Source organism: Yinghuangia sp. ASG 101, from assembly GCF_021165735.1.
In the GTDB taxonomy this organism is placed as follows: Bacteria; Actinomycetota; Actinomycetes; order Streptomycetales; family Streptomycetaceae; genus Yinghuangia.
The window spans coordinates 4,308,188-4,328,878 of the sequence record NZ_CP088911.1; the positions used below are offsets into that span (position 1 = coordinate 4,308,188).

General features: G+C 72.5%; 18 protein-coding genes and 2 pseudogenes. 6 read left to right on the forward strand and 14 right to left on the reverse strand.

Annotation, left to right across the window (positions count from 1 at the left end; translation table 11 throughout):
* Window positions 1-27 precede the first annotated feature (27 nt).
* Complete coding sequence (locus LO772_RS18455; RefSeq protein ID WP_231779618.1) at window positions 28-657, forward strand: response regulator; 630 nt, start codon at window positions 28-30, stop codon at window positions 655-657.
* A gap of 54 nt (window positions 658-711) precedes the next feature.
* Window positions 712-1,269 carry an NADPH-dependent FMN reductase gene (locus LO772_RS18460; protein WP_231773128.1) on the forward strand — a complete coding sequence of 186 codons (558 nt, stop codon included), beginning with the start codon at window positions 712-714 and terminating at the stop codon, window positions 1,267-1,269.
* 270 nt (window positions 1,270-1,539) lie between these two features.
* On the opposite strand, the gene LO772_RS18465 is transcribed toward LO772_RS18460, so the two are convergent.
* Together LO772_RS18465 and LO772_RS18470 are read right to left on the reverse strand one after the other, a co-directional pair.
* On the reverse strand, window positions 1,540-1,809 hold the full coding sequence (locus tag LO772_RS18465) for a DUF2277 domain-containing protein (protein ID WP_231773129.1): 270 nt from the start codon (window positions 1,807-1,809) through the stop codon (window positions 1,540-1,542).
* Window positions 1,810-1,951: 142 nt separating this feature from the next.
* Window positions 1,952-2,806 carry an oxidoreductase gene (locus tag LO772_RS18470; RefSeq protein ID WP_231773130.1) on the reverse strand — a complete coding sequence of 285 codons (855 nt, stop codon included), beginning with the start codon at window positions 2,804-2,806 and terminating at the stop codon, window positions 1,952-1,954.
* A 25-nt stretch (window positions 2,807-2,831) separates the two neighbouring features.
* Here LO772_RS18470 and LO772_RS18475 point away from each other — a divergent pair, with 25 nt between their 5' ends.
* On the forward strand, window positions 2,832-3,548 hold the full coding sequence (locus tag LO772_RS18475) for a DNA-binding response regulator (RefSeq protein WP_443089459.1): 717 nt from the start codon (window positions 2,832-2,834) through the stop codon (window positions 3,546-3,548).
* 34 nt (window positions 3,549-3,582) lie between these two features.
* Here the strand turns inward: LO772_RS18475 and LO772_RS18480 are convergent, their stop codons facing one another.
* The 3 genes from LO772_RS18480 to LO772_RS18490 form a co-directional block, all read right to left on the reverse strand.
* On the reverse strand, window positions 3,583-3,906 hold the full coding sequence (locus LO772_RS18480) for a nuclear transport factor 2 family protein (protein ID WP_231773132.1): 324 nt from the start codon (window positions 3,904-3,906) through the stop codon (window positions 3,583-3,585).
* Entirely contained in the window at window positions 3,903-4,265 is a 363-nt protein-coding gene (locus tag LO772_RS18485) for a cupin domain-containing protein (protein ID WP_231773133.1), read from the reverse strand. Before LO772_RS18485 ends, LO772_RS18480 begins: the two co-directional genes overlap by 4 nt.
* A gap of 111 nt (window positions 4,266-4,376) precedes the next feature.
* Window positions 4,377-4,967: a winged helix-turn-helix transcriptional regulator gene (locus LO772_RS18490; protein WP_231773134.1), complete on the reverse strand. Its 591-nt coding sequence runs from the start codon at window positions 4,965-4,967 to the stop codon at window positions 4,377-4,379.
* 126 nt (window positions 4,968-5,093) lie between these two features.
* Between LO772_RS18490 and LO772_RS18495 the strand changes: the two genes are divergently transcribed.
* Window positions 5,094-6,242, forward strand: a complete 1,149-nt coding sequence (locus tag LO772_RS18495; protein ID WP_231773135.1) for an acetyl-CoA C-acetyltransferase — start codon at window positions 5,094-5,096, stop codon at window positions 6,240-6,242.
* Window positions 6,243-6,342: 100 nt separating this feature from the next.
* Here the strand turns inward: LO772_RS18495 and LO772_RS18500 are convergent, their stop codons facing one another.
* The 5 genes and pseudogenes from LO772_RS18500 to LO772_RS18520 all read right to left on the reverse strand — a co-directional run bounded on the left by LO772_RS18500 (window position 6,343) and on the right by LO772_RS18520 (window position 13,445).
* Entirely contained in the window at window positions 6,343-7,260 is a 918-nt protein-coding gene (locus LO772_RS18500) for a branched-chain amino acid transaminase (protein ID WP_231773136.1), read from the reverse strand.
* Window positions 7,261-7,386: 126 nt separating this feature from the next.
* Complete coding sequence (locus LO772_RS18505; RefSeq protein WP_231779619.1) at window positions 7,387-8,442, reverse strand: aminotransferase-like domain-containing protein; 1,056 nt, start codon at window positions 8,440-8,442, stop codon at window positions 7,387-7,389.
* A gap of 2,085 nt (window positions 8,443-10,527) precedes the next feature.
* Window positions 10,528-10,704 (reverse strand): annotated as a pseudogene (locus LO772_RS36355) (GntR family transcriptional regulator); the annotation flags it as partial.
* A 542-nt stretch (window positions 10,705-11,246) separates the two neighbouring features.
* On the reverse strand, window positions 11,247-12,017 hold the full coding sequence (locus LO772_RS18515) for an anti-sigma factor antagonist (protein ID WP_231773137.1): 771 nt from the start codon (window positions 12,015-12,017) through the stop codon (window positions 11,247-11,249).
* Between the two features lie 264 nt (window positions 12,018-12,281).
* Window positions 12,282-13,445 carry an MBL fold metallo-hydrolase gene (locus LO772_RS18520; RefSeq protein WP_231773138.1) on the reverse strand — a complete coding sequence of 388 codons (1,164 nt, stop codon included), beginning with the start codon at window positions 13,443-13,445 and terminating at the stop codon, window positions 12,282-12,284.
* Window positions 13,446-13,816: 371 nt separating this feature from the next.
* On the opposite strand from LO772_RS18520, the gene LO772_RS18525 reads away from it, so the two are divergent.
* On the forward strand, window positions 13,817-15,268 hold the full coding sequence (locus LO772_RS18525; protein ID WP_231773139.1) for a WGR domain-containing protein: 1,452 nt from the start codon (window positions 13,817-13,819) through the stop codon (window positions 15,266-15,268).
* Window positions 15,269-15,408: 140 nt separating this feature from the next.
* On the opposite strand, the gene LO772_RS18530 is transcribed toward LO772_RS18525, so the two are convergent.
* The 4 genes and pseudogenes from LO772_RS18530 to LO772_RS36360 all read right to left on the reverse strand — a co-directional run.
* The gene (locus LO772_RS18530; protein WP_231773140.1) at window positions 15,409-15,759 is read right to left on the reverse strand and encodes a hypothetical protein; all 351 of its coding nucleotides are present in this window, start codon (window positions 15,757-15,759) and stop codon (window positions 15,409-15,411) included.
* Window positions 15,760-15,904: 145 nt separating this feature from the next.
* Window positions 15,905-17,938 carry a bifunctional glycosyltransferase 87/phosphatase PAP2 family protein gene (locus LO772_RS18535; protein WP_231773141.1) on the reverse strand — a complete coding sequence of 678 codons (2,034 nt, stop codon included), beginning with the start codon at window positions 17,936-17,938 and terminating at the stop codon, window positions 15,905-15,907.
* A gap of 296 nt (window positions 17,939-18,234) precedes the next feature.
* Complete coding sequence (locus LO772_RS18540) at window positions 18,235-19,431, reverse strand: phosphatase PAP2 family protein (protein WP_231773142.1); 1,197 nt, start codon at window positions 19,429-19,431, stop codon at window positions 18,235-18,237.
* A 49-nt stretch (window positions 19,432-19,480) separates the two neighbouring features.
* Window positions 19,481-20,008, reverse strand: a pseudogene (locus tag LO772_RS36360) (glycosyltransferase 87 family protein); the annotation flags it as partial.
* A 157-nt stretch (window positions 20,009-20,165) separates the two neighbouring features.
* Here LO772_RS36360 and LO772_RS18545 point away from each other — a divergent pair.
* Window positions 20,166-20,669, forward strand: a complete 504-nt coding sequence (locus LO772_RS18545; RefSeq protein ID WP_231773143.1) for a hypothetical protein — start codon at window positions 20,166-20,168, stop codon at window positions 20,667-20,669.
* Window positions 20,670-20,691 lie beyond the last annotated feature (22 nt).

The window sequence follows — 20,691 nt, forward strand, 5'->3', positions numbered from 1 at the left end:
CAGCACCTCGTCCGCTCCGCGTTCGCGATGCTCGTCGACTCCGCACCGGACATGACCGTCGCCGGACAGGCCGAGGACGGCCGCCGCGCCGTCGAACTCACCCGCGAACTGCGCCCCGACGTCGTCGTCATGGACATCCGCATGCCCGGCCTCGACGGCATCGAGGCCACCCGGCACATCGCCGACGACCCCGGGCTCGCCGGGGTGCGCGTGCTCGTCCTCACGACGTTCGACGACGACGACAACATCCTGGCCGCACTCCGCGCGGGCGCCGGCGGCTTCCTCGTCAAGGACACCCGGCCCGCCGAACTCCTCGACGCCATAAGGATCGTCGCGGCCGGCGACGCCCTGCTGTCCCCCGGACCGACCGCCCGCCTGGTGGCGCGCGTCGTCCGCCTCCCCGACACCGTCGCCGCCCCGGTCAGCCCGTCCCAGACCTCCCGCGTCGCGGCCCTGTCCGCGCGCGAGCACGACGTCCTGGCCCTGGTCGGCCGGGGCCTCAACAACGCCGAGATCGGCGAGGTCCTCGGCCTCAGCCCCCTGACCGTCAAGACCCACGTCAGCCGCATGATGGGCAAACTCCGCATCCGCGACCGGCCGCAACTCGTCGTCCTCGCCTACGAGTCCGGGCTCGTACGGCCCGGCCGCGCCGAATAGCCGCACGCCCCGGCCCCGGCGACGGCGCGTCCGCCCCCTGCGTAGCATCGACCCATGCCGCCGCCCGTCGAAATCCTCCTGATCACCGGCAGCCCCCGCGCGGGAGCGACGAGCACCGCGGTCCTCCAGACCGTCGCCGAGGTCGTCGGGCCCGGCACGGCCGACCCGCAGATGTACTTCGGGACGGCCGCGCTGCCGCACTTCAACCCCGACGACGACTTCGCGCCCCTGCACCCCGCGGTCGCCGAGCTGCGCGCCCTGATCGCCGGCGCCGACGCGCTGCTGCTCAGCACCCCCGAGTACGCGGGCGACCTGCCCGGGTCGTTCAAGAACCTGCTCGACTGGACCGTCGGCGGCGGCGAGATCGTCGGCAAACCGACCGCGTGGATCAACACCGCCGCCCCGGGCCGCGCCGACGGAGCGTACGCGGCACTGCGCACGGTCCTCGGCTACACCGGCGCCGACATCGTCGAAACCGCCTGCGTGCGCATCCCCGTCGCCCGGTCGGCGATCGACACCGAGACGCTGACGATCACCGACCCCGACGCCCGCGCCGCCCTGGCCGCCGCCGTCACCGCCCTCATCGACCACACCCGCACGAGGCCCCGCTAGCCCGAACCGCCGCGACGTCGGCGAGGAGGCCCGTCCCGTACCCACCGACGCCGCCGTGGGCAGGCGCATCCCGCTCCGCCACGGCGGGATCGCGTTCACCGACCACGGCACCGGACGCCCGGTCGTCTTCGTCCAGGGCGTCCTCGCCAACGGCGCACTGCGGGGCGGCGTCGCGCCCGACCGGCCCTTCGGCGCCCGCCACCTCCCGACCCGCACCGGCGCTGTCGGGTACGCGCGGGGACCGATGGCGGTCGTCCGCGAACGTGCGCTTCAGACCGCGTCTTTCTCGCGGGTGGCGGTGGTGAGGCGGCGCAGGGGTGGGTCGGTCTTGGGTGGGGTGCGGCGCGGGGGGAGTTCGGTCAGGAGGGTGGTGGCGGATCGGGTGATCTCGCGGACGGCTTGTTCGAACGCGGGTTCGGTGGCGGGGGTGAGGGACTGGACGCCGCTGATCTTGCGGACGAACTGGCGGGCCGCGGCCTCGATCTCCTCGGGCGTCGCGGCCGGCTCAAGGCCTCGGAGGGTGGTGATGTTGCGGCACATGCCCCCAGGGTAGGCGGGGGGACGGACAAACCCGGGGGCCCTCCCGCAGGGGCACGAGGGCCCCGCGCGAGAGCCGTGCGGCGCTGCCAGGGCCGCCGAGGCGGGCGACGGGGACGAGGATCCGCGGGAGGGCCGTGCGGTCTCAGCCGCGCAGCTCGGCGAGGTCGTCGTCGGTGAGGCGGAGGTCGCCGGCCGCGACGTTCTCCTCCAGGTGGTCGAGCGAACCGGTGCCCGGGATCGCCAGGATCGCCGGCGAGGCGGCCAGGAGCGAGGCGAGCTGGACCTGGGCGACGGTCGCGCCGAGGCGTTCCGCGACCTTGCCGAGCCGGGCGGTGTCGAGCGGATTGCCGCCGCCGCCGAGCAGGAAGAACGGGACGTACGCGATCCCCGCCGCCTCGCACTCCGCGAGCAGGGCCGCGTCGTCCGCGTCGTCCTCGGCGTACGGGTTCTGCACGGCCGCGACGGGCGCGATCGCCCGGGCCTCGGCGAGTTGCGCGGAGTCGACGTTGCTGAGGCCCAGGTGCCGGATCAGGCCTTCCGCGCGCAACTCGGCGAGCGCCGCGAACCGTTCGGCGATCGATTCGCCGCCCGGGGCGTTCAGCGCGCCGACGCGCAGGTAGACCAGGTCGAGTCGGTCCAGGCCGAGGGCGTCGAGGTCCGCCTCGACGAGGCCGCGCAACCGCTCGGGGGGCGCCTGCTCGGTCGGTACGCCGGTCGGGCCGAGCAGCGGGCCCACCTTCGTCGCGATCACCAGGTCGTCGCGGTAGGGGGTCAGCGCGGTACGGATCAGGTCGTTGGCCCGCACCTCCCCCTTGGCGTAGAAGCCGGCCGTGTCGATGTGGTTCACGCCCAGCTCCACCGCGCGCCGGAGCACCGCGATGCCGGTCGCCGGGTCGCGGACGGGGCCGTCGAGGGTTTTCACCGGCAGGCGCATCGCGCCGAAGCCGAGCCGGTTGACGGTGAGGTCTCCGCCGAGGGAGAAAGTCGTGGTTGGCATGTGTCCCATGCTGTCCGCCGCCGCGATGCCCGGCGAGCGGGTGGCAGCAAGCTGCCACACTGGCGGGGTGGTCGATGACGAGGTGTTCTCCCTGCACGGGGACGAGGAACTGGTCGCGCGCGCCGGTCACGTGTTCGCCTCCGCGCGCGAGGAGTTCGTGTGCGCGGCCAAGGACCTCAGGACGTGGGCGCAGCCGCATGCCCGGGCGGCGATCCGGCGCCGCATGCCCGCCCCGCACCCGCCGGGCCTGGTCACGCGCAAGCTCTACAGCCCGGTGGTGCTCGCCGACGAGGACGCCCGCGCCCACCTGCGGGAGCTGCGGCGCCGAGGGGCGCTCGTACGCATCAGCGGCTCGCCGCTGCCGCACGAGACGATCGTCATCGACCGGCGCGTCATGATCCTCGCCGGTCGGGAATCGCCCGCCGGCCGCGAGTACACGGTCACGACCTCGCGGACCCTGGTCGACGGCGTCTACTCGCTGTTCCGGGCCATCTGGGACGGCTCCCCCGACCTCGACGCGTACCTGCGCGCCGACGTCCCGTACCTCGACGGCGACGCGCGCCTGATCTTCGAGGCGCTGGGGTCGGGGCTCACCGACGAGGCGGCGGCGAAACGGCTCGGGGTCGCGCTGCGCACGTACCGGCGCCGCGTGGCGGAGCTGATGGTGCGGCTGGACGCGGGCTCGCGCTTCCAGGCGGGCCTGCGTGCGGGGGAGTTGGGGCTGCCCCGCGCGTCGCGGTGATCGCGCGCGTTGCCGGGGCAGCGGGGGAGCCGGCTCAGGCCTGGCCGGTCTCGAAGCGGCTGATCGTGCCGTCGGGGGTGACGGTGAAACGCCACGTGGTGCGCATGTGGCCCCACGTGGAGTTGCGGTAGTCGACGACGAGGTGCCGCCCGCCGTCGGACTCGGATTCGACGTCCATGTGGCCGTCGGAGGAGAAGATCTCCCTCTCGGTCCACTGGGTGACGTCGCGTTCCGAGCCGTCGTCGGACATCGTGGCACCGGGGGCGAGTGCGGCCTGGAACGCGGCCCGGTCACCGGCGTTGACGGCGTCGACGAACGCGCGGACGGCGGGGTCGGAGAGTCGACTCGTGAGGATCACGTGGTCTCCTGCTTCGCGTAGTCGTGGATGCTGCCGGCAAAGTCGAAGACGACGGCGGTTTCGTCGCCGACGACCCACGCGTCGTGGCCCGGGTCGCACACGAAGACGTCGCCGGCGAAGAGGTCTTTCTCGGTGCCGTCGTCCATGCGGATGTGCAGGCGCCCCTGGGCGATGTAGCCGTTGTGGTGGAACTGGCAGCTCGTGGTGCCGGCCAGCGGGCCGACGTCCTGCGACCAGCGCCATCCCGGTTCGAACCGGGCCACGCCGAAGTCGACGCCTTCGAGGCTGACGACATCGAGGTGGCCGTGGGGCATGTCGCGGCTTTCGTCCGCTTGGCTGATCGAACGCACAGCGAGCATGGCGGATCATCTCCAATCGCGGTCAATTCCATCGTGCGCCCCTGGGCGGGATATATCGATGGGATTGTCAGGAAAAGTCCGCTTGCCCGTCGGCGGGGCTTCGGGGCCGCCCTACCGCGCGACCGGTCCGGTGCGGTCCCACCCCGGTGCGTGCCGGTGCAGCCGCACGTCGCCGGGCCTGACCTGCCGGCCGCACGTGCGGCACATCACCGCGAAGTCGAAGTCGTGGTCCTCGTGCCGGAAGACGACGGGCGGGCGCTCGCTCACCCACCGGTCGCCCCACGAGGCGAGCGACTGCAGCACGGCCTGGAGGTCGCGTCCCGCCGGGGTGAGGTGGTACTCGTACCGCGTCGGCCGGTCCTGGTACGGGCGGCGCTCCAGGATGCCCGCGGCCTCCAGCGAGCGCAGGCGCGTGGTGAGGATGTCGCGGGACGCTCCGGTGTTGCGGGCGATCGCGTCGAAGCGCCGGTTGCCGAACGAGATCTCCCGGACCGCGAGGAGCGCCCATTTCTCCCCGATGAGCGCCAGCGCGGACGCGGCTGAGCAGGGGCGCCCGGTGGTGTTGGGCCGCGGCAGGCGGTCGGCGGAGTACTCGGCCGCGTGCTCGGTTGCGTGTCCAGCTGCGTGCTCGGTTGCGTGGTCGGTTGCGTGCTCGGGGGAAGCCGGCGACGGCGGTACGGGGGCGGGTGACGCGGAACTCATGCCGACAAGGTTGCCATTTCCAACCCACTGGCGCTAGCTTCGCTGGTACGGCGAGTTGGAAAATCCAACCCACAAGACCGGCAGGCACTGTCACGGGAGCCACCACCGGCCGAAAGGCGGCACACCATGTCCGAGGCGTACATCGTCGACGCCATCCGCACCCCCGTCGGCAAGCGCAACGGCGGGCTCGCGTCCGTCCACCCCGCCGATCTCGGCGCACACATCCTCAGCAGCCTCGTCGAGCGGACCGGCATCGACCCGGCCGCCGTCGACGACGTCATCTTCGGCGTGCTCGACCAGGTCGGCCCGCAGACCGGCAACCTCGGCCGCGTCGCGTGGCTGTCGGCCGGGCTGCCCGCGTCCGTCCCCGGCACGACCATCGACCGCCAGTGCGGCTCGTCCCAGCAGGCGGTCCACTTCGCGGCGCAAGCCGTCCTGAGCGGCACCGCCGACATCGTGGTGGCCGGCGGCGTGCAGAACATGAGCGCGATCCCGATCGGCGCCGCCGCCCGGGTGGGCAAGGAGTTCGGCTTCGGAAGCCCCTACGAATCCGCCGTCGGCTGGCAGAAGCACTACGGGGACCAGGAGATCAGCCAGTACCGGGGCGCCGAGCTGATCGCCGAGAAGTGGGGCATCTCCCGCGACGAGATGGAGGAGTTCGCGGTCACCTCCCACGAACGCGCCCTGCACGCCGAGGCCGAGGGCCGCTTCGCGCGCGAACTCGTCCCGTACGGCGACGTCGTGCGCGACGAGGGCCCGCGTACGCCCGACTGGGACAAGATCCGCTCACTGCCGGCACTCCGCCCCGGCGGGCGCCTCACCGCCGCACTCGCGAGCCAGATCTCCGACGGCGCGTCCGCGTCGCTCATCGTCTCCGAGCGCGCCCTGCGCGTGCACGGCCTCACCCCGCGCGCCCGCATCCACGACCTCACCGTCGTCGGCGACGACCCGGTCCTCATGCTCACCGGCCCGATCCCGGCCACGGCCCGCGCACTGGCCCGCACCGGACTCACCCTCGACGACATCGACCTGGTCGAGATCAACGAGGCCTTCGCGTCCGTCGTCCTCGCCTGGCAGCGCGAGACCGGCGCCGACCTCGCCAAGGTCAACGTCAACGGCGGCGCCATCGCACTGGGCCACCCGCTCGGCGCGAGCGGCACCAAACTCCTCGCCACACTGCTCAACGAACTGGAGCGCACCCGGGGCCGCTACGGCCTCCAGACCATGTGCGAGGGCGGCGGCATGGCCAACGCGACGATCATCGAACGCCTGTGACCCCGGCCGGAAACGGCGCGTGACCGAGGGGAGGGCCGCCGCGCGACGGCACGGTGGTCCTCCCTCTCCCCTTCGCCCGACCACGGTTCCGCGGCGGGTTTCACCCGACCGGGGTGAGCCAGTGCGCGTAGCGCTCGTCCGTGCCCGTCACCGCCGCGCGGTACGCGTCCTGGAGCTTGCGCGTGACCGGGCCCGCCGCCAGTTCGCGGCCGTCGATGTCGCGGACCGGGACGACCTCCGACGCCGTGCCGCACACGAAGATCTCGTCGGCCGTGTACAGGTCGCTGCGGAGCATGTTCTCCACGCGGGTGTCGAGGCCGAGGCCCGTGGCCAGGGTGCGGACGGTGTCCATCGTCAGGCCGCGCAGGGCACCGGCGTACGCGGGCGGGGTGACGAGCGCGTCGCCGCGCACCGCGAAGATGTTCGAGGCGCTGCACTCGCTCACGTAGCCGTCGGACGACAGCAACACCGCCTCGTCGTACCCCGCCGCGATCGCCTCCGTCTTCGCGAGCGTCGCATTCAGGTACCCCGCCGTCGACTTCGCGGCCGGAGGCAGCGCGTTGGGGTCGTTGCGGCGCCACGAACACGTCTTGAGCCGAATGCCGCGCGAGGCCGCGTCGTCACCCAGGTACGCGCCCCACTCCCACGCCGCGATCGACACCACGACCTGCGCGTCGGCGCGGATCACCGGCCCCATCTCGCCGTAGCCGAGGTGCGCGAGGTGCCGCACGTAGCAGCCGTCGAGCCCGTTCACGCGTACGAGTTCGCATGTCGCGCGGTGCAACTCGTTGGTGGTGTACGGGAGTTCCATACCCAGGATGCGCGCGCTCGCGGCCAGGCGGTCCAGGTGGTCGTCGAGACGGAACACCGCGGGCCCGTGCGGCGTCGGGTACGCGCGCGTCCCCTCCAACACCCCGGTGCCGTAGTGCAGTCCGTGGGTGAGCACGTGGACCTTCGCCTCATGCCACGGCACGAGACCGCCGTCCAGCCAGATCCAATCCGCCTCGGGAAGTGCCACCGTACGCCTCCTCGCGCCGCCGAAAGTGGCCCATTCACGACAGGGTTAATGAGCCACTTGCATCAGTGGCACATTAGGGCCTGTGTCAGTGGTCCACTAGAGGGCTTCCGGAGTATGAAACGCCGCTCACCGCCGGCGATACTCCGCCCACGCCGATCGCAGCATCGCCACACCCTCCGACAACACCGGCTCCGGCCACGCGAAACTCAACCGGATCCGGTCCGCGCCCGCCGGCCCGAAAACCGCCCCCGGCGATACCGAGACACCGTGGCGCCGTGAAGTCTCCGCGAACTCCTCGCCGTCCGCACCCGGCAGCCGCACCCACAGCGACATACCGCCCTCCGGCAACGACCAGCGCCACTCCGGGATCCGCTCGGCCAGCAGACCCGCCAGATGATCCCGCCGTCCCCGCAACTCCGCGCGCCACGCCGCCTTCCGCGCGGCGGCCCCCGGATCCGCCGACAACGCGATCGCCAGCCGCTGGTCGAGCGCCGAAGTCGCCAGGTCGGTACGGCGCTTCGCCTGCACGAACCGCTCGAACACCGGCCGCGGCGCGGCGATCCACCCGACCCGCAGGCCACCCCACACCATCTTCGACAGCGAGCCCAGACACACCGTGTGCTCCGGCGCGAAAGCGGCGGCCGACGGCACCGCGGGCGGGGCATCCGAGACCGACTCCGCCAGCACGAGATCCGCCAGCGTACGGTCCTCCACCACCAGGACATCCCCCTCGCGCGCGGCCCGGGCCAGCGCCCGCACACGCCCCCGCGCCGCGACCCGACCGGTCGGATTGTGCACCGGCATCGTGAACGCGAACACCGGCCGATGCCGGGCGACCGCGGCGGCGAACGCCTCGGGCGCCATGCCGAATTGGTCACCCTCCACCACAACCGGCACACCACCGAACCGCTCGATCGCCGCCAGCATGCCCGGGTAGGTCACGCTGTCCACCAACACCCGGTCCCCCGACGCGAGAAGCGCGTCGGCAACCAGGTGCAACGCCTGCTGCGCGCCCGCGGTGACAAGAAGCAGATCGGCCCCGAACCCCTCCGGCGCGGCATGCTCCGCGAGCAACTCGCGCAAGCGGATCTCCCCGAGCAGGCCGTAGCCGTCGGCCGGATGGACGTCGAGCAGATCCTCGACTGAGAGATCAAGCCGCGGGAGCAGGGACGCATCCGGCACAACGGACTTGGCGAGATCGACGACGACCGTGCCTTCCCGGATCCAGCGGCTGAAGATCGGCTCGGAGGGGGAGTCGGCGGCGCGGGGTGCGGCGGTGGAGTGGGGGGCAGGGGGCGTGGCGGCGGCGTCGGGAGCGGTGGGCGCGGCGGGGGCGGCGGCAGGAGTGGGGGGCGTGGCGGCGGCGGAGTCGGGAACGGCGGTCGAGATGGTGGTGGAGTGGGGGGCGGGGGTCGTGGCGGCGGCGCGGTCGGGAGCGGCGGTCGAGGCGGAGTGGGAGGGAGGGGGTGAGGCGGAGGCGGAGGCGGAGTCGGGGGATCGGCCCGGGTGCGCATCGGCACCCCCGACAGGCGAGTCGGGCTCGGGCCGGGCGATTCCGTACGCACCGGCGTCGGTCGCACGCCGTGCTCCTGGCCCTGGCCTGTCCGCGCCGCGGGTGTCTGCGTCGGAGGGGGCTGCGAGGGCTGCGGTGCTCCCGGCGCCTGCGTTGCCTGGGGCGTCCGCGCTGCTTGCTTGTTCGTCACCTGCGCTCGCGCTGTTTGCGTGTCCGTCGTGTACGCCCGCGGCGCCGCCGCGTTCGCCACCCGCGCTCGCAGCGTTACCGCTGGTCCGTGTACTGCTTGCGGTGGATGCGGTGTTTGGCTGTCGGTCGTTTGCGCGCGAGGTGCCTGCGCGTCGGCCGTTTGTGTGTGTGGTGTCTGTGTGTTCGTCGTCTGTGGGCGCGGTGTCTGCCGGTTTGTCGTTTGCGCGTGAGGTGCCTGCGCGTCCGTCGCCTGCGCGTGCGGTGTCTGCGTGCCCGTCTTCTTCGTGCGCGATGCTTGCGCGTCCGGCACCCGGGCTCGCACTGTCTGCGTCTGCGGCGTCTGCGTCCGTGGTGCCCCCGCCACCCGCGCTTTCTGCGTGTCCGTATCCGTCGCCTGGGCCCGCGGTGCCTCGGCGTTCGCCACTCGCGCCCGCACTGTCTGGAGGTCCGTCGCCTACGCCCCCACGGTCAGCCCCCGCCGCCGTACTGCTTGCGGTGGCTGCGGAAACTGCGGCGTCTGCGCGCGCGTTGCTCCCGCGTACGCCACTCGTGCCCGCAATGTCTGTGGGGCCGTCACCCGCGCCCGCGGCGTCTGCCCGTCCGTCGTCCGCGCGCACGGTGGCTGCGTGCGCGGCGGTTGCGCGGTCGTCGTCCGTGTCCGCACGGTCAGCGTTCGCCCGGGTAGTGCCTGCGCCGCTGTGACCTGCGTCCGTACCGCCCGAGTTCTCACGCCCTGCGCCGACGCCTCCGCGACCGGCGCTGTCCGCACTCCCATGGCCTGCTGAGGCGCTGCTCGCGCTCGTAGTGTCCGCATGCCCACGATCCGCACCGGTATCGCCCGCGCTCCGGAGTCCCGCTGGGCTGCTGATCGCGCTTATGTGATGTGCGCCTGCATCCGTGCCTGCGCCTACGCCTGTGCCCGTGCCTGCGTCCGCGTCCCCGTGTTCCGCGCCTGGCGTGCTTGCGCTGTCTTGACGCGCGCCCGCCCCGTCCATGTCCGGGTGTCCCACGCCTGGCGTGCTTGCACTCTCTTGACGCGCGCCCGCGCCGCTCCTGCCCGCGCCTCCACGGCTTGCGGCGGTATAGCCCGTATTGCCAGAAAATCCGTGCCCCTCGCGCCCCGCGTCCGCAGCACCCTCGCGCCTCGCCACAGCGCTGCTCGTGTCCCCGCGCCCCGCGCCCGCAGCATCCTCGCGTCCCGTGCCCGCGGCGCCCGTACCACCACCCGCGTCCGCGTGCCCCGCGTCCGCGCCGCCCGCGCCCCCACGCCGCGCCCACGAAAAGCCCGCTGCCACGGATCCCTCCGTTGACGACGACCCCGTCCGCGCCCCCACCGAAGCCCCCGACCCGGCACCCGCATCCGCATTTGCATCCGCATCCGGAGGCCCCGCGCCCGCCGAACTTCGCGACCCCGCCGCCCGATGGTCACCCGCGATTCCCCCGCCCGGCGCCGGCACCCCACCGGAGCCGCTTCCGGGTTGCCCACCCGCGCTCGCATCACCCCGCACGTACGTCCCGCTCCCGTGCCGGCGCTCGATCAGCCCCGCGTCCGCGAGTTGGTCGAGCGCGGACGAGACGGTTCCCCGGCTGATCCCGAGCGCCACCCCGAGCGCACGTTCGGACGGCAGTCGGGTGCCAGCCAACAGATCACCCGAGCGCACCAACGAGGTGAGGGCATCGGCCAGGCGGTCGCCGCGTGAACGGCGCTCGTTGCGGCGCGGTCGGCGCAGCCGCTCGCCCACGAGAATGGCGAACCGTTCGACGTCCAACGCGTTGTCCTACCTTTGATCTCGCCCGCCCGACCGGCCGCATATCCGCTCCGGGGCTACCGCCGCCCCAGGGAATGATGCCCGCGCCGACACAGCGGGCGGGACGGCAGCCCCGTCACCACAGACGCTATGCGCCCTTCGCGCCCCCGCCCCTTGCTCCCTCTCCCGCCCGACACTTCCTTACCTCGGGAACGATTGGCGAAGGCCAAAGATGTCGCAAACCGTCCCGGGCCATCCGAAATGGCGTAGACACCGGCGCGTTCGACCCGTGTTCGACCCAAGTCCGCACCCGGCACCCGTGGCGCCCACGGCACCCTGGCGCCCACGGCTCCCGAACCGACCGCCTCATCCGAGCCCACCCAGCCGAGCGAACCTCGCCCGAGCCAGTCCAACGAGTCAGCCCCACCCGAGCCGCGCCAGCCCCACCCGAGCCGCGCCAGCCCCACCCGAGCCGCGCCAGCCCCACCCGAGCCGCGCCAGCCCCACCCGAGCCGCGCCAGCCCCACCCGAGCCCCTCAGCTCCCGCCCGCCGGCCCCTCCGAAGGCTCGGTGCTCTCGTTCGTGACATCCACGAAGAACCCGGTCATCTGCACGGGTTCGCCGTTGTCGTCCACCATCACCTCGCCCACGACCGCCACCGTGCGCGTCGTGCCGTCCGTGAGCAACAAGCGGTGTCGCGAGATGAACGGCTCGCCGTCCACCTCCGTGCCCGCGAAGGCCTCCGGGCCGGCCGAGGGCTTCGCGTCCGCCGTCTCGGCGTCGTCCGCGGTGCCCCGTGCGTCGTCGGGATGCCGCAACGACAGCATCAGGTCGGTGCTCGGCCGCACGCTGTCCGGTGCGAGGCCGAGGATCTGGTACGTCTCCGGCGACCACCACCACGCGTCGGTGCGTAGGTTCCAGGTGTACGAGCCGGTGGCCGTCGCGGCGTCGCCGTCCAGCGCCGGGACGACGCGCCGCGGCGCCGGCAGGAACTCGGTGAGGCCGGTGACCTCCAGCAGCCGCACCACGCGGGGCCCGGCGGCCAGCAAGTCGAGGCCGCCGCCCGCGTCGAGCGCGCGTCGGCGTACCCGTAACAGCAGGTGGACGCCGCTGGAGTCCATGAACTCGACCGATCCCAGGTCGACTTCGATGTGTACGCGTCCGTCGTCGAGTTCGCGGTACATCAGGTCTTCGATGCGCGGACCGCTCTCCATGTCGATCTCACCGCCGACGTGCACACGCGCACGGTTGGGCGCGGGCACGGTGACGCGCACCGTGAACAGGGGCGGAATGGAGCCCGTGGTCACCAGGGCCTCCTCAGGTGTGAACCGGTGCTTTCTGCTTCCGGACGGCGGTGTGCCGACGAAGTACGGCGCACGCGCGCGCGGGGCGGGCGGGGTTGATCGGACGGAACAGACCTGTGGCGGCAGGGTGGTGACGGCCCTGATGCTACGCCTCAATGGGCCTCTACACGTGTTGTTCCGACAAGCGGGAGACCCGTGAACCGGTTGCGGGCGGGGGTATAAGTCGATGAAACACCCTCATGGGGCGAATATCCGGCGCCCGCCGCGTCATCCCGCGACCGGCTGCCTGTGCGCCGGATCCTCCCGCGTCCGGTCCCGCGGAGGCTCCCCGCCTCCGGCCCGTCGTCCGCCGGGTTCGCGCATCGGTGCGATGTCGCGCCACCAGCCGTCGTTCGGCAGCCCCGACGCCGGTTCCACGAACGCGCCCGGGCGGGGGATCGTGAGCCGGACTCCCCGCCGCTCCGCCTCGGCCGACACGCGCGCGGCCGGTTCGTGCCAGGGGTGCGGGGCGAGGTCGAACGTCGCCCAGTGGATCGGCAGCAGGACGCCCCCGGCGAGATCGGTGTGCGCCCGCACCCCCTCCTCCGGGGTGAGGTGCACGTCGCGCCACGCGTCGCAGTACGCCCCGATCTGCATCATCGTCAGATCGAACGGGCCGTACGCGTCCCCGAGGTCCGCGAACCCCGGGAAGTACCCGGTGTCGCCGCTGTGGAAGACCCGGTGCGCCGGCCCGGCCACCACCCACGACGCCCACAGCACCGTGCCCGGTACCCGCGCGCCCCGGTTGCAGTAGTGCCGGGCGGGCGTCGCCGTGAAGGACAGGCCCGCGGCCTCCGCCGTCTCGTGCCAGTCCAGTTCGGTGATCCGCGCGTCCGGCACCCCCCAGCGCGCCAGGTGCGCGCCCACGCCCAGTGGCACCATGAACTGCGTGTCGCGCCGCGCGAGCGCCTTCACCGTCGCCATGTCGAGGTGGTCGTAGTGGTCGTGCGAGATGACGACGGCGTCCAGGTACGGCAGTTCCGGCCAGCGCAGCGGCATCGCGTGCAGGCGCGCGGGGCCGAAGGCCGCGAACGGCGAGCAGCGTGTGCTCCAGACCGGGTCGAAGAGCACCCGCCGGTTGTCGATCTCGACGAGCACCGTCGCGTGTCCGAGCCAGGTGGCGCGCAGTCCTGATTCGGGGCCGTCCGCGTAGTCGGCCGCGCGTCGCCAGGTCAGCGGAATCGCCTTCGCGGGCCGCCGCAACCCGGCCGAGGCGCGCCGGCCGCGCAGCAGGTGCAGCACCGCACCGTCGTTCATGCGCCGGGTGGGCACCGGATTGCGGAACGCCCCGTCGACGAAGTTCGGGGATCGGCGTACGCGCGCCAGGCGGTCACCGGCGGGGCGTGCGCCGAAGGCTGCGGGCCACGGCGGCGTGAAGGCTTGCCCGGTCACTCACATCTCCAAGCAGGTCCGGGCGCCGAAGACGAGCGGCGGTCCGCCGCCGAACCCGCCTCTGCCGCCGATCATCCAACGATCATCCAAAACGTGGGGAGACTAACCCCGGTGCCTGCGCTGAAACGTCGTCCCGGAGGAGGGGCCGTGCCGGGCGGGTTTCGTCCGAGGGGAGTATTCGGGGCCGCCGCGTGAGGCCGGTGACGCCGCTTTTCGGGGCCTCCCGCGGATTGCCCGCGACCTCAGCGGTTGTCGGAATCCCCCTCTAGGCTCGGGGCATCGCCGCGGCGGAGTGACGGGGGGTCAACTCCTCGGTGGGCGGCGACACTTCCCGACTTCGCACCACAAATCATGCCAAGGGGTGAGCGGCGATGGCCGACTCGACGTCGTATCTGGAGCTGTCCGAGGACGGCGGGGGCTCGCACAAGTTCTACGAAGTCGTCGTCTCCGGTACGGACGTCACGATCACCTACGGCCGCATCGGCGACCCGGGCAAGGCCACCACCACCTCGTACGCGACGCCGGAGAAGGCCGCGGCGACCGCCGCCAAGAAGGTCGGCGAGAAGAAGCGCAAGGGCTACGAGGACGCGGTGCGCGGTGTGCGCAAGCGCCGCTCGGTCACGCGCCGCCCGGCCCCGACGCCGGCGTCCTCGTCGTCCGGCGGCCGTGCGGCCTCGAACGTGCGCCGCGCCCCGGTGCTGTGGAAGTACAACTCCGGCTCGGCGGCGTTCGGTGTGTTCGTCGACGCCGAGCGCGCCATGGTCGGCAACGAGCGCGGTGACGTGTGGACGCTCACCCACGACGGCGAGGCCGTCAACCGCTACAAGCTGCCCGACGGCGTCAAGTGCATCGTGGGCGACGACTCGTGGATCTACGCGGGCTGCGACGACGGCAACGTGTACGACATCGGCGGCAAGGCCCCGCGCGTGGCGTACGAGATCGCCGAGGACATCGACATCTACTGGCTCGACATCCAGGACGGCACGCTCGGTGTCGCCGACGCGGGCGGCGGCCTCACGACGATCGACCACGAGGACGAGTCGCTGTGGGCGGAGAAGGGCCTCGGGTCGGGTGCGTGGATGGTCCGTGTCGACAGCGAGGCGCTGTACCACGGCCACTCCGCCGGAGTGGAGGCGTTCTCCAAGTCCGACGGCAAGAAGCTGTGGCACACGAAGACCAAGGGCTCGGTGCTGTTCGGCTGGCAGGAGAAGGACGACGTGTACGCCGGTACGTCCGGCAACAAGGTGCACCGCATCCGCAAGTCCGACGGCGCGATGCTGGCGACGTACGACTGCTCCGCGTCGGTGTTCAGCTGTGCGACGGCACGTGACGGCGAGTACGTCTTCGCGGGCGACAGTTCGTCGTCGATCTACTGCTTCAAGGCCGACGGCACGAAGCTGTGGAAGCTGGCGTCGGGTTGCGGCGCGGCGTACTCGATGCAGTACCGCGACGAGCGCCTCTACATCGTGACCACCGGCGGGCAGTTGGCCTGCATCGATGTCAGCGAGGCCGCGATCCACGACGCCGAGCAGGGCACCGTGCCGACGGTGCGCGACGTCAAGCTCGCGTCGCTCGACGCGGTCGTGCCGTCCGCGGAGGTGGAGACCACTTCGGACGCGGGCACCGGCGTCGTCGTCGAGTGTGTGAACGTCGGCGGGCGCCTGCGCGTGCATGTCGTGACCGCGGGCTACGAGTCGGGCTGGAACGTGCAGTTCCCGAAGAACATGCGCGTCGAGGGTGCCCGCTACGTCGTCGACGGCGTGCGGGAGTCCGGCCAGGGCGGCTTCTACCGTGCGCACGGTGAGATCAAGCGGCTCGTCTGACCCGGTTTCCGGAGGCCGGGCCCGCGGGAGGGTGTCGCGGGCGGGCCGGGAAGGGGACGGTCCGGCACTCCTCGGGGGAAGAAGTGCCGGACCTCGGGGTGCCCCGCGGGGCCGTCGCACCGACCGAATGATCGGGACGATCAGACCAACTTGGGCAGCTTCTGCAGATCGGCCGGCAGCGCGGGTGCCTCGGAGCCCGAGGCGCCCGGGGTGATCTGCGGGTCGACGGACGGCGCGACGCTCGTGGTGCCCTGGCCGACGAGGTGGCCGGCGACCGGCGCGAGCTGGTTCCCGGCGCCCTCGACGACGTTGGTCGCGCCGGGCACCTGGTCGGTGACCGGCGTCGCGTCCGGCGCGCTCACGCCGTTCAGCCCGCCGGCGATGTTCAGCGGCGACTCCGCGTGTGCGGAAGCGGCGCCGAGCAGAGGCGCCATGCCGGCCGCGGCGATCAACAGAGCGGACTGCGCGACGCGGCGCGTGAAGTGCGTCATGGTGTTCCTCGCGGTCGAGACAGTGGTACGCGGTCGCCCCTGCGCGGAACGGCCGCCATGACTACCGCGTGACCTCCCGGGTGGTTGCGGGCCACCCGGGCAAAGCGTTGGCAATGTTTCGGCGCGTAAGGTTGTTTTGGTGTGATCAGCGAAAAACGGGAAGATCCTGCTGATTGACCTGTTTGTCGTGTTTCGGGGGCTCGTCGACCGGGGGCGGCTCCACATCCCGGAACGGGTTCCGGCCGGTCAGCGCGTACTGCACGCCGAGCCCGACGGAGATCACCGCGGCGCCGCCGACCGCGTCCAGGATGTAGTGGTTGGCCGTCGCCATCACGACGAACGTCGTGGTCAGCGGATACGCGACGCCCAGGACCTTCATCCACACCTTCGGCGCCATGAACAGGATGACCAGGCCGCACCACAGCGACCAGCCCACGTGCAGCGACGGCATCGCGGCGTACTGGTTCGACACCTCGGTCAGCGCCCCGAAGTCCGGGTTCGCGAGGTCCTGCGGGCCGTGGACGGTGTCGATGTAGTCGTGGCCCGGCATCAGGCGCGGCGGCGCGAGCGGGTAGAGCCAGAACCCGATCAACCCGGTCGCGGTCGCGACGCACAGCACCGTGCGCGCCGAGCGGTACTGCGCGGGGCGGCTGATGTAGAGCCACGCCAGCAGGCTCAGCGGCACGAGGAAGTGGAACGTCTCGTAGAAGAACCCGCTGAACGCCTTGACCCACTCCGTGCGTGCGGTGAAGTGATTGAGGGCGTGCTCCATGTCGATGTGCAGGAACCGCTCGATGCCGATGACCTGGCGCCCGTGCTCCTCGGCTACCGTGCGCTGGTCGGGTACCGACGCGCGGATGAACGAGTAGAAGGAATAGCCGACCCGGATCAGGATCAGCTCCAGGACCAGATTGGGCCGCGAGAGGACCCGCAGGCCGTCGGGCAGCACCGGGATGCGGCGCCCTGGGGCGCGCCCCGCCGCGGCCAGTTCCGGGGGCCGGGCCTCCCAGTGCGGCGACTCGCGGACGAGGAACGGCATCGCGACCGCGGCGAGCAGCGCCAGCAGCAGCGGCGCGTTGTCGGCGATCGTGCGCGCCGCCTGGAGGTTGCCCGGGAGCAGCTGCTCGCTGCGGAAGACCATGACCGCCGCGACGACCAGCGGCCACACCAGGCGGTCCGCCCGGACGGTGCCGAGCCGGCCGACGGCGGCCAGGAGGATCCACAGCTGCTGGTGCTGCCACGAGACCGGCGACACGGCGACGATGATGCAGCCGGTCAGCGCGGTGCCGAGCACCGCCTGGTTGTCGAGCGAGTACGCGACCGCGCGGCGCAGGCCGAACCAGACCAGCGGTACGGCGACCACGGCGAGCACCGCGTACTCGGCCGGGCCCTGGAGCCCGCTGCGCAGCAGCAGGCCGTGCAGCGACTGGTTGGATAGCGCGTCGGGCATGCCGCCCAGGCCGGCGCCCGCGACGTGGTGGACCCAGTAGGTCAGCGAGTCCTGCGGCAGGGCCGCCCAGGCCAGTGCCGTGCCCGCCGCGAACGTCCCGACCGAGGTCAGCGCTGTGTCGCGCCGCCGCGTGAACCACAGGAACGGCGCGAACAGCAGCATCACCGGCTGGAGTGCCATCGCGACGCCCGCGGAGATCCCCGCGCCTCGTCCGGGTTCGCGGGCCAGGCACGCCGGGAGTACGAGCAGCACGGGCAGCAGGCTCAGCTGACCGAGGCTGAGGTTGCCGCGCACCGGCAGCGACACGACCATCAGCGAGATCAGGACGGGTGCGGCGAGGACGCGGGCGCGGCGGCTGGACGTCGCGGTGATGCTGCGGGCGACGACGACGCCGACGGCGGCGACGATCAGCAGGGTGGCTATGGTCCACACCACGCCGAGTGTCTGCTCGGCCGCGTTGCTCAGCGGCCGGAGCACCAGCCCGGCGAAGGGGGTGCCGGAGAACGGTCTGCCGTGGGTCTCACCGTCGTACAGCGATCCGGGGAGCTGGAGGACGCCGTCCGTGCCCAGCCACGTCTCCAGGTCGGCGAGCCGCCGCCCCGGAGGAAGGGTGAGCGTGTGGGCCGCCTGTCGGATGGCCAGCAGCCCGGCGAGAAGCCACAGGGCCGCCGGAGCCAGGGGAATCCTGCTCCGTATCTCCGAAAGCTGCCTGCCCCCCGTCCGAATCATGTGCCGTTTCTCCTGGTAGATCGCGTGTGTCGGGACGTCGGGCCGCCTCGCGGGGATTGTGCCTTCCCGCCGTTGGCGGCTTGTCTACGTGTGCACCATGCGCTCTTCGCACTCCGGACACCATGTCACTACGCCCGGAGCGGGCGAAAAACGGGCCGCCATCGCGTGGCGGCGTCTTCCGTCTGCGAGTCATTCTCGACCAGCGCGCGGCGTGCCGCAGAATCGGCGAAGGCGTCGGTCGTGAATGAGAGCGCGATCTCATGGTGTTTTGCGGCTTTTAATGCGATAACGATCAGTCAGGTGTTCGATTCGGTGACCAGGGGGGCGGAGTCGATGCCTTCTTTCGGGCGAGGCCCCGGCACGGACGGTCCGGACGCCCCCGGGCGGCGTGCCGAGGGCGCGGTCCCGAGCCTGGCCAGGAACGCGGGCACCTTGTCGCGCAGCCGCCTCCCGGTCAGCGCCCGCTGGACCACCACCGCGACTCCGAGCGCGAGTGCGGCGCCCACGCCGTCGAGGACCCAGTGGTTCGCCGTGCCGACCACGACGAAGCACGTCGCGCAGGGATAGAGCACCGCGAGCGCCTTGAGCCACCGGGAGCGTGCGACGCACACGACCGCGACGCCACACCACAGCGCCCAGGCGATGTGCAGCGACGGCATCGCGGCGTACGGATTGACGAGGTGGACCGCGAAGACGTAGCTGCGCGGCCCGCCCGGCAGCGACGCGACCATGCCGCTGTCCGGGAGCAGCCGGGGCGGGCACAGGGGGTAGAGCCAGTAGCCGATCAGCGCGAGGCCCGTGGTCACCGCGAGGACGGTGCGGGCCGCGCGGTAGCGGGTGGGGTGGCGGACGTACAGCCAGCCGAGGACCGCGACCGGTACGACGTAGTGCAGCTCGCGGTAGTAGTCCACCATCAGCGCGAACATCCGGGTCGACCGGAGCGAGAACCGGTTCACCGACGCCTCGATGTCGAGGTGCAGGAACTCCTCGATCCTGACGATGTGCCGCGCGTTCTCGATCGCCTGTTCACGCTGGCGGGGAATCGATACGCGCAGGTCACCTCGGATGTTCTGGTACGCCCAGTAGCCGGCGCGTATCAGCATCAGTTCGAGGAGCAGGTTCGGCCGGGTCACCGGGCGCGCCTTGCCCGGGAGCAGTGCCCGCCGCCGGGCCGGCAGCCCGGTCGAGGTGGCCCGCCGTATCCGCCAGTGCGGGTCCTCGCGGGCGCGGAACGGCACCGCGCACGCCGCGGCGAGCGCGACGAGGGTGGGTACGTTGCCGAACACCGCCGACAGTGAGGTGCCGAGCCGGGGGTCGATGACGTCGCGTTCGACGGCCGCGGCGACGATGATCAGCACGGGCCACACGGGCCGGTCCTCGGGCCGTCCGCCGACCCGGCCGACGGCCGCGGGGAGCAGCCACAGCAGTTCGTACGTCCACGCCACCGGCAGTACGACGAGCCCCGCGCATGTCGTCACCGCGATGGCGAGCACCGGCTGCCCGTCCGCGTGGAGCGTCGTGGCGCGCCACAGCCCGACCAGCGCGACGGCCGAGGAGGATCCACGCGAGCGTCATCGTCCCGGTGTCCGCGCCGATGACGCCGTGGGTGTGGTCGGCCGCGATGCGCAGGAGCATGCCGCGCAGCGACGCGTCGGGGCTGTCGCCCGGGAGGTGACGGTCCGTCAGGATGGGGCGCCAGGACGAGCCTTCGAGGCCGTGTGCGGGGAGTGTCGCGGCGAGGCCGGCCGCCGCGACCGCCGCCGAGGTCAGCGCGGGGCGGCGGCGCCCGGTGAGCCCGAGCAGCGGGATGACCGCGAGCGCCACCGGATCCAGCACGGCCGCGGCGCCCGTGGCCGCGCCGCGCAGGCGCGCGGGCATCCCCGGAGCCGCGTCGAGCAGGACGAGAGCGACGGCCGCGAGCACCCACGGGGCGGTGTCCAGAGCGCCGCGTCCCGGCGGCGAGACCACCGCCAGGAGCCCCGCGGCGAGGACCGCCGCCCCGCGCGTCACGGGGACCGGGGGCATGGTGACCTGCGCGGACCCGATCCGACGATCCGTCAGGCCACTCATCCGCGCCACGTTACCGACGCCGCGCGGCGTCAGTGCGGGGAACTTGGGCCACGCACCGGCCGAGCACGTCCGTGCCGCCGGGATTCCCCCGACGGCGAACCGGTGTTCGTGACAGCATGAGCCTGCACCGGCCGGTCGTCGTGGGGGGAGTGGAGACGTGTCGCACCAAGAGCCGCCGCCGTACGGGAGTTCGGGCGACCCCTACGGTGGTCCGGGGTCGGGGCCGGGCGGGCACCCGTACGGGCAGCCGGGCCAACCAGCGCAACCGGGGCAGCCGGGGCAGCCGTACGGCCAACCGCCCCATCCCCAGCAGCCCTACCCGCAGCAGCCCGGCCAACCGCCGTACCCGCAGCAGGAATACGGTGCGCCCTACGGCGGCCAGAGCCCCCCGCCGCCGCGCCGCTCCGGGCGGAACCCGCTGATCACGGTCGTGCTGGCGCTCGTCCTCGTCGCCGCGGTGGTGACCGCGGTGATCCTGATGACCGGCGACGACGGCGACGACAGCCCGGGCAAGAAGAACGAGAGCCCGGGGCAGCAGGTGCCCGGCGGCATCCCCACGGACCTGTTCCCGAGCGGGATCCCCAGTGACCTCCAACTGCCCAGTGACCTCGACCTGCCCAGCGACTTCCCGTCGGACATCATCGGCGGCCTTGACGGCTGACCCGCGCCGGAGCCGGACGAGC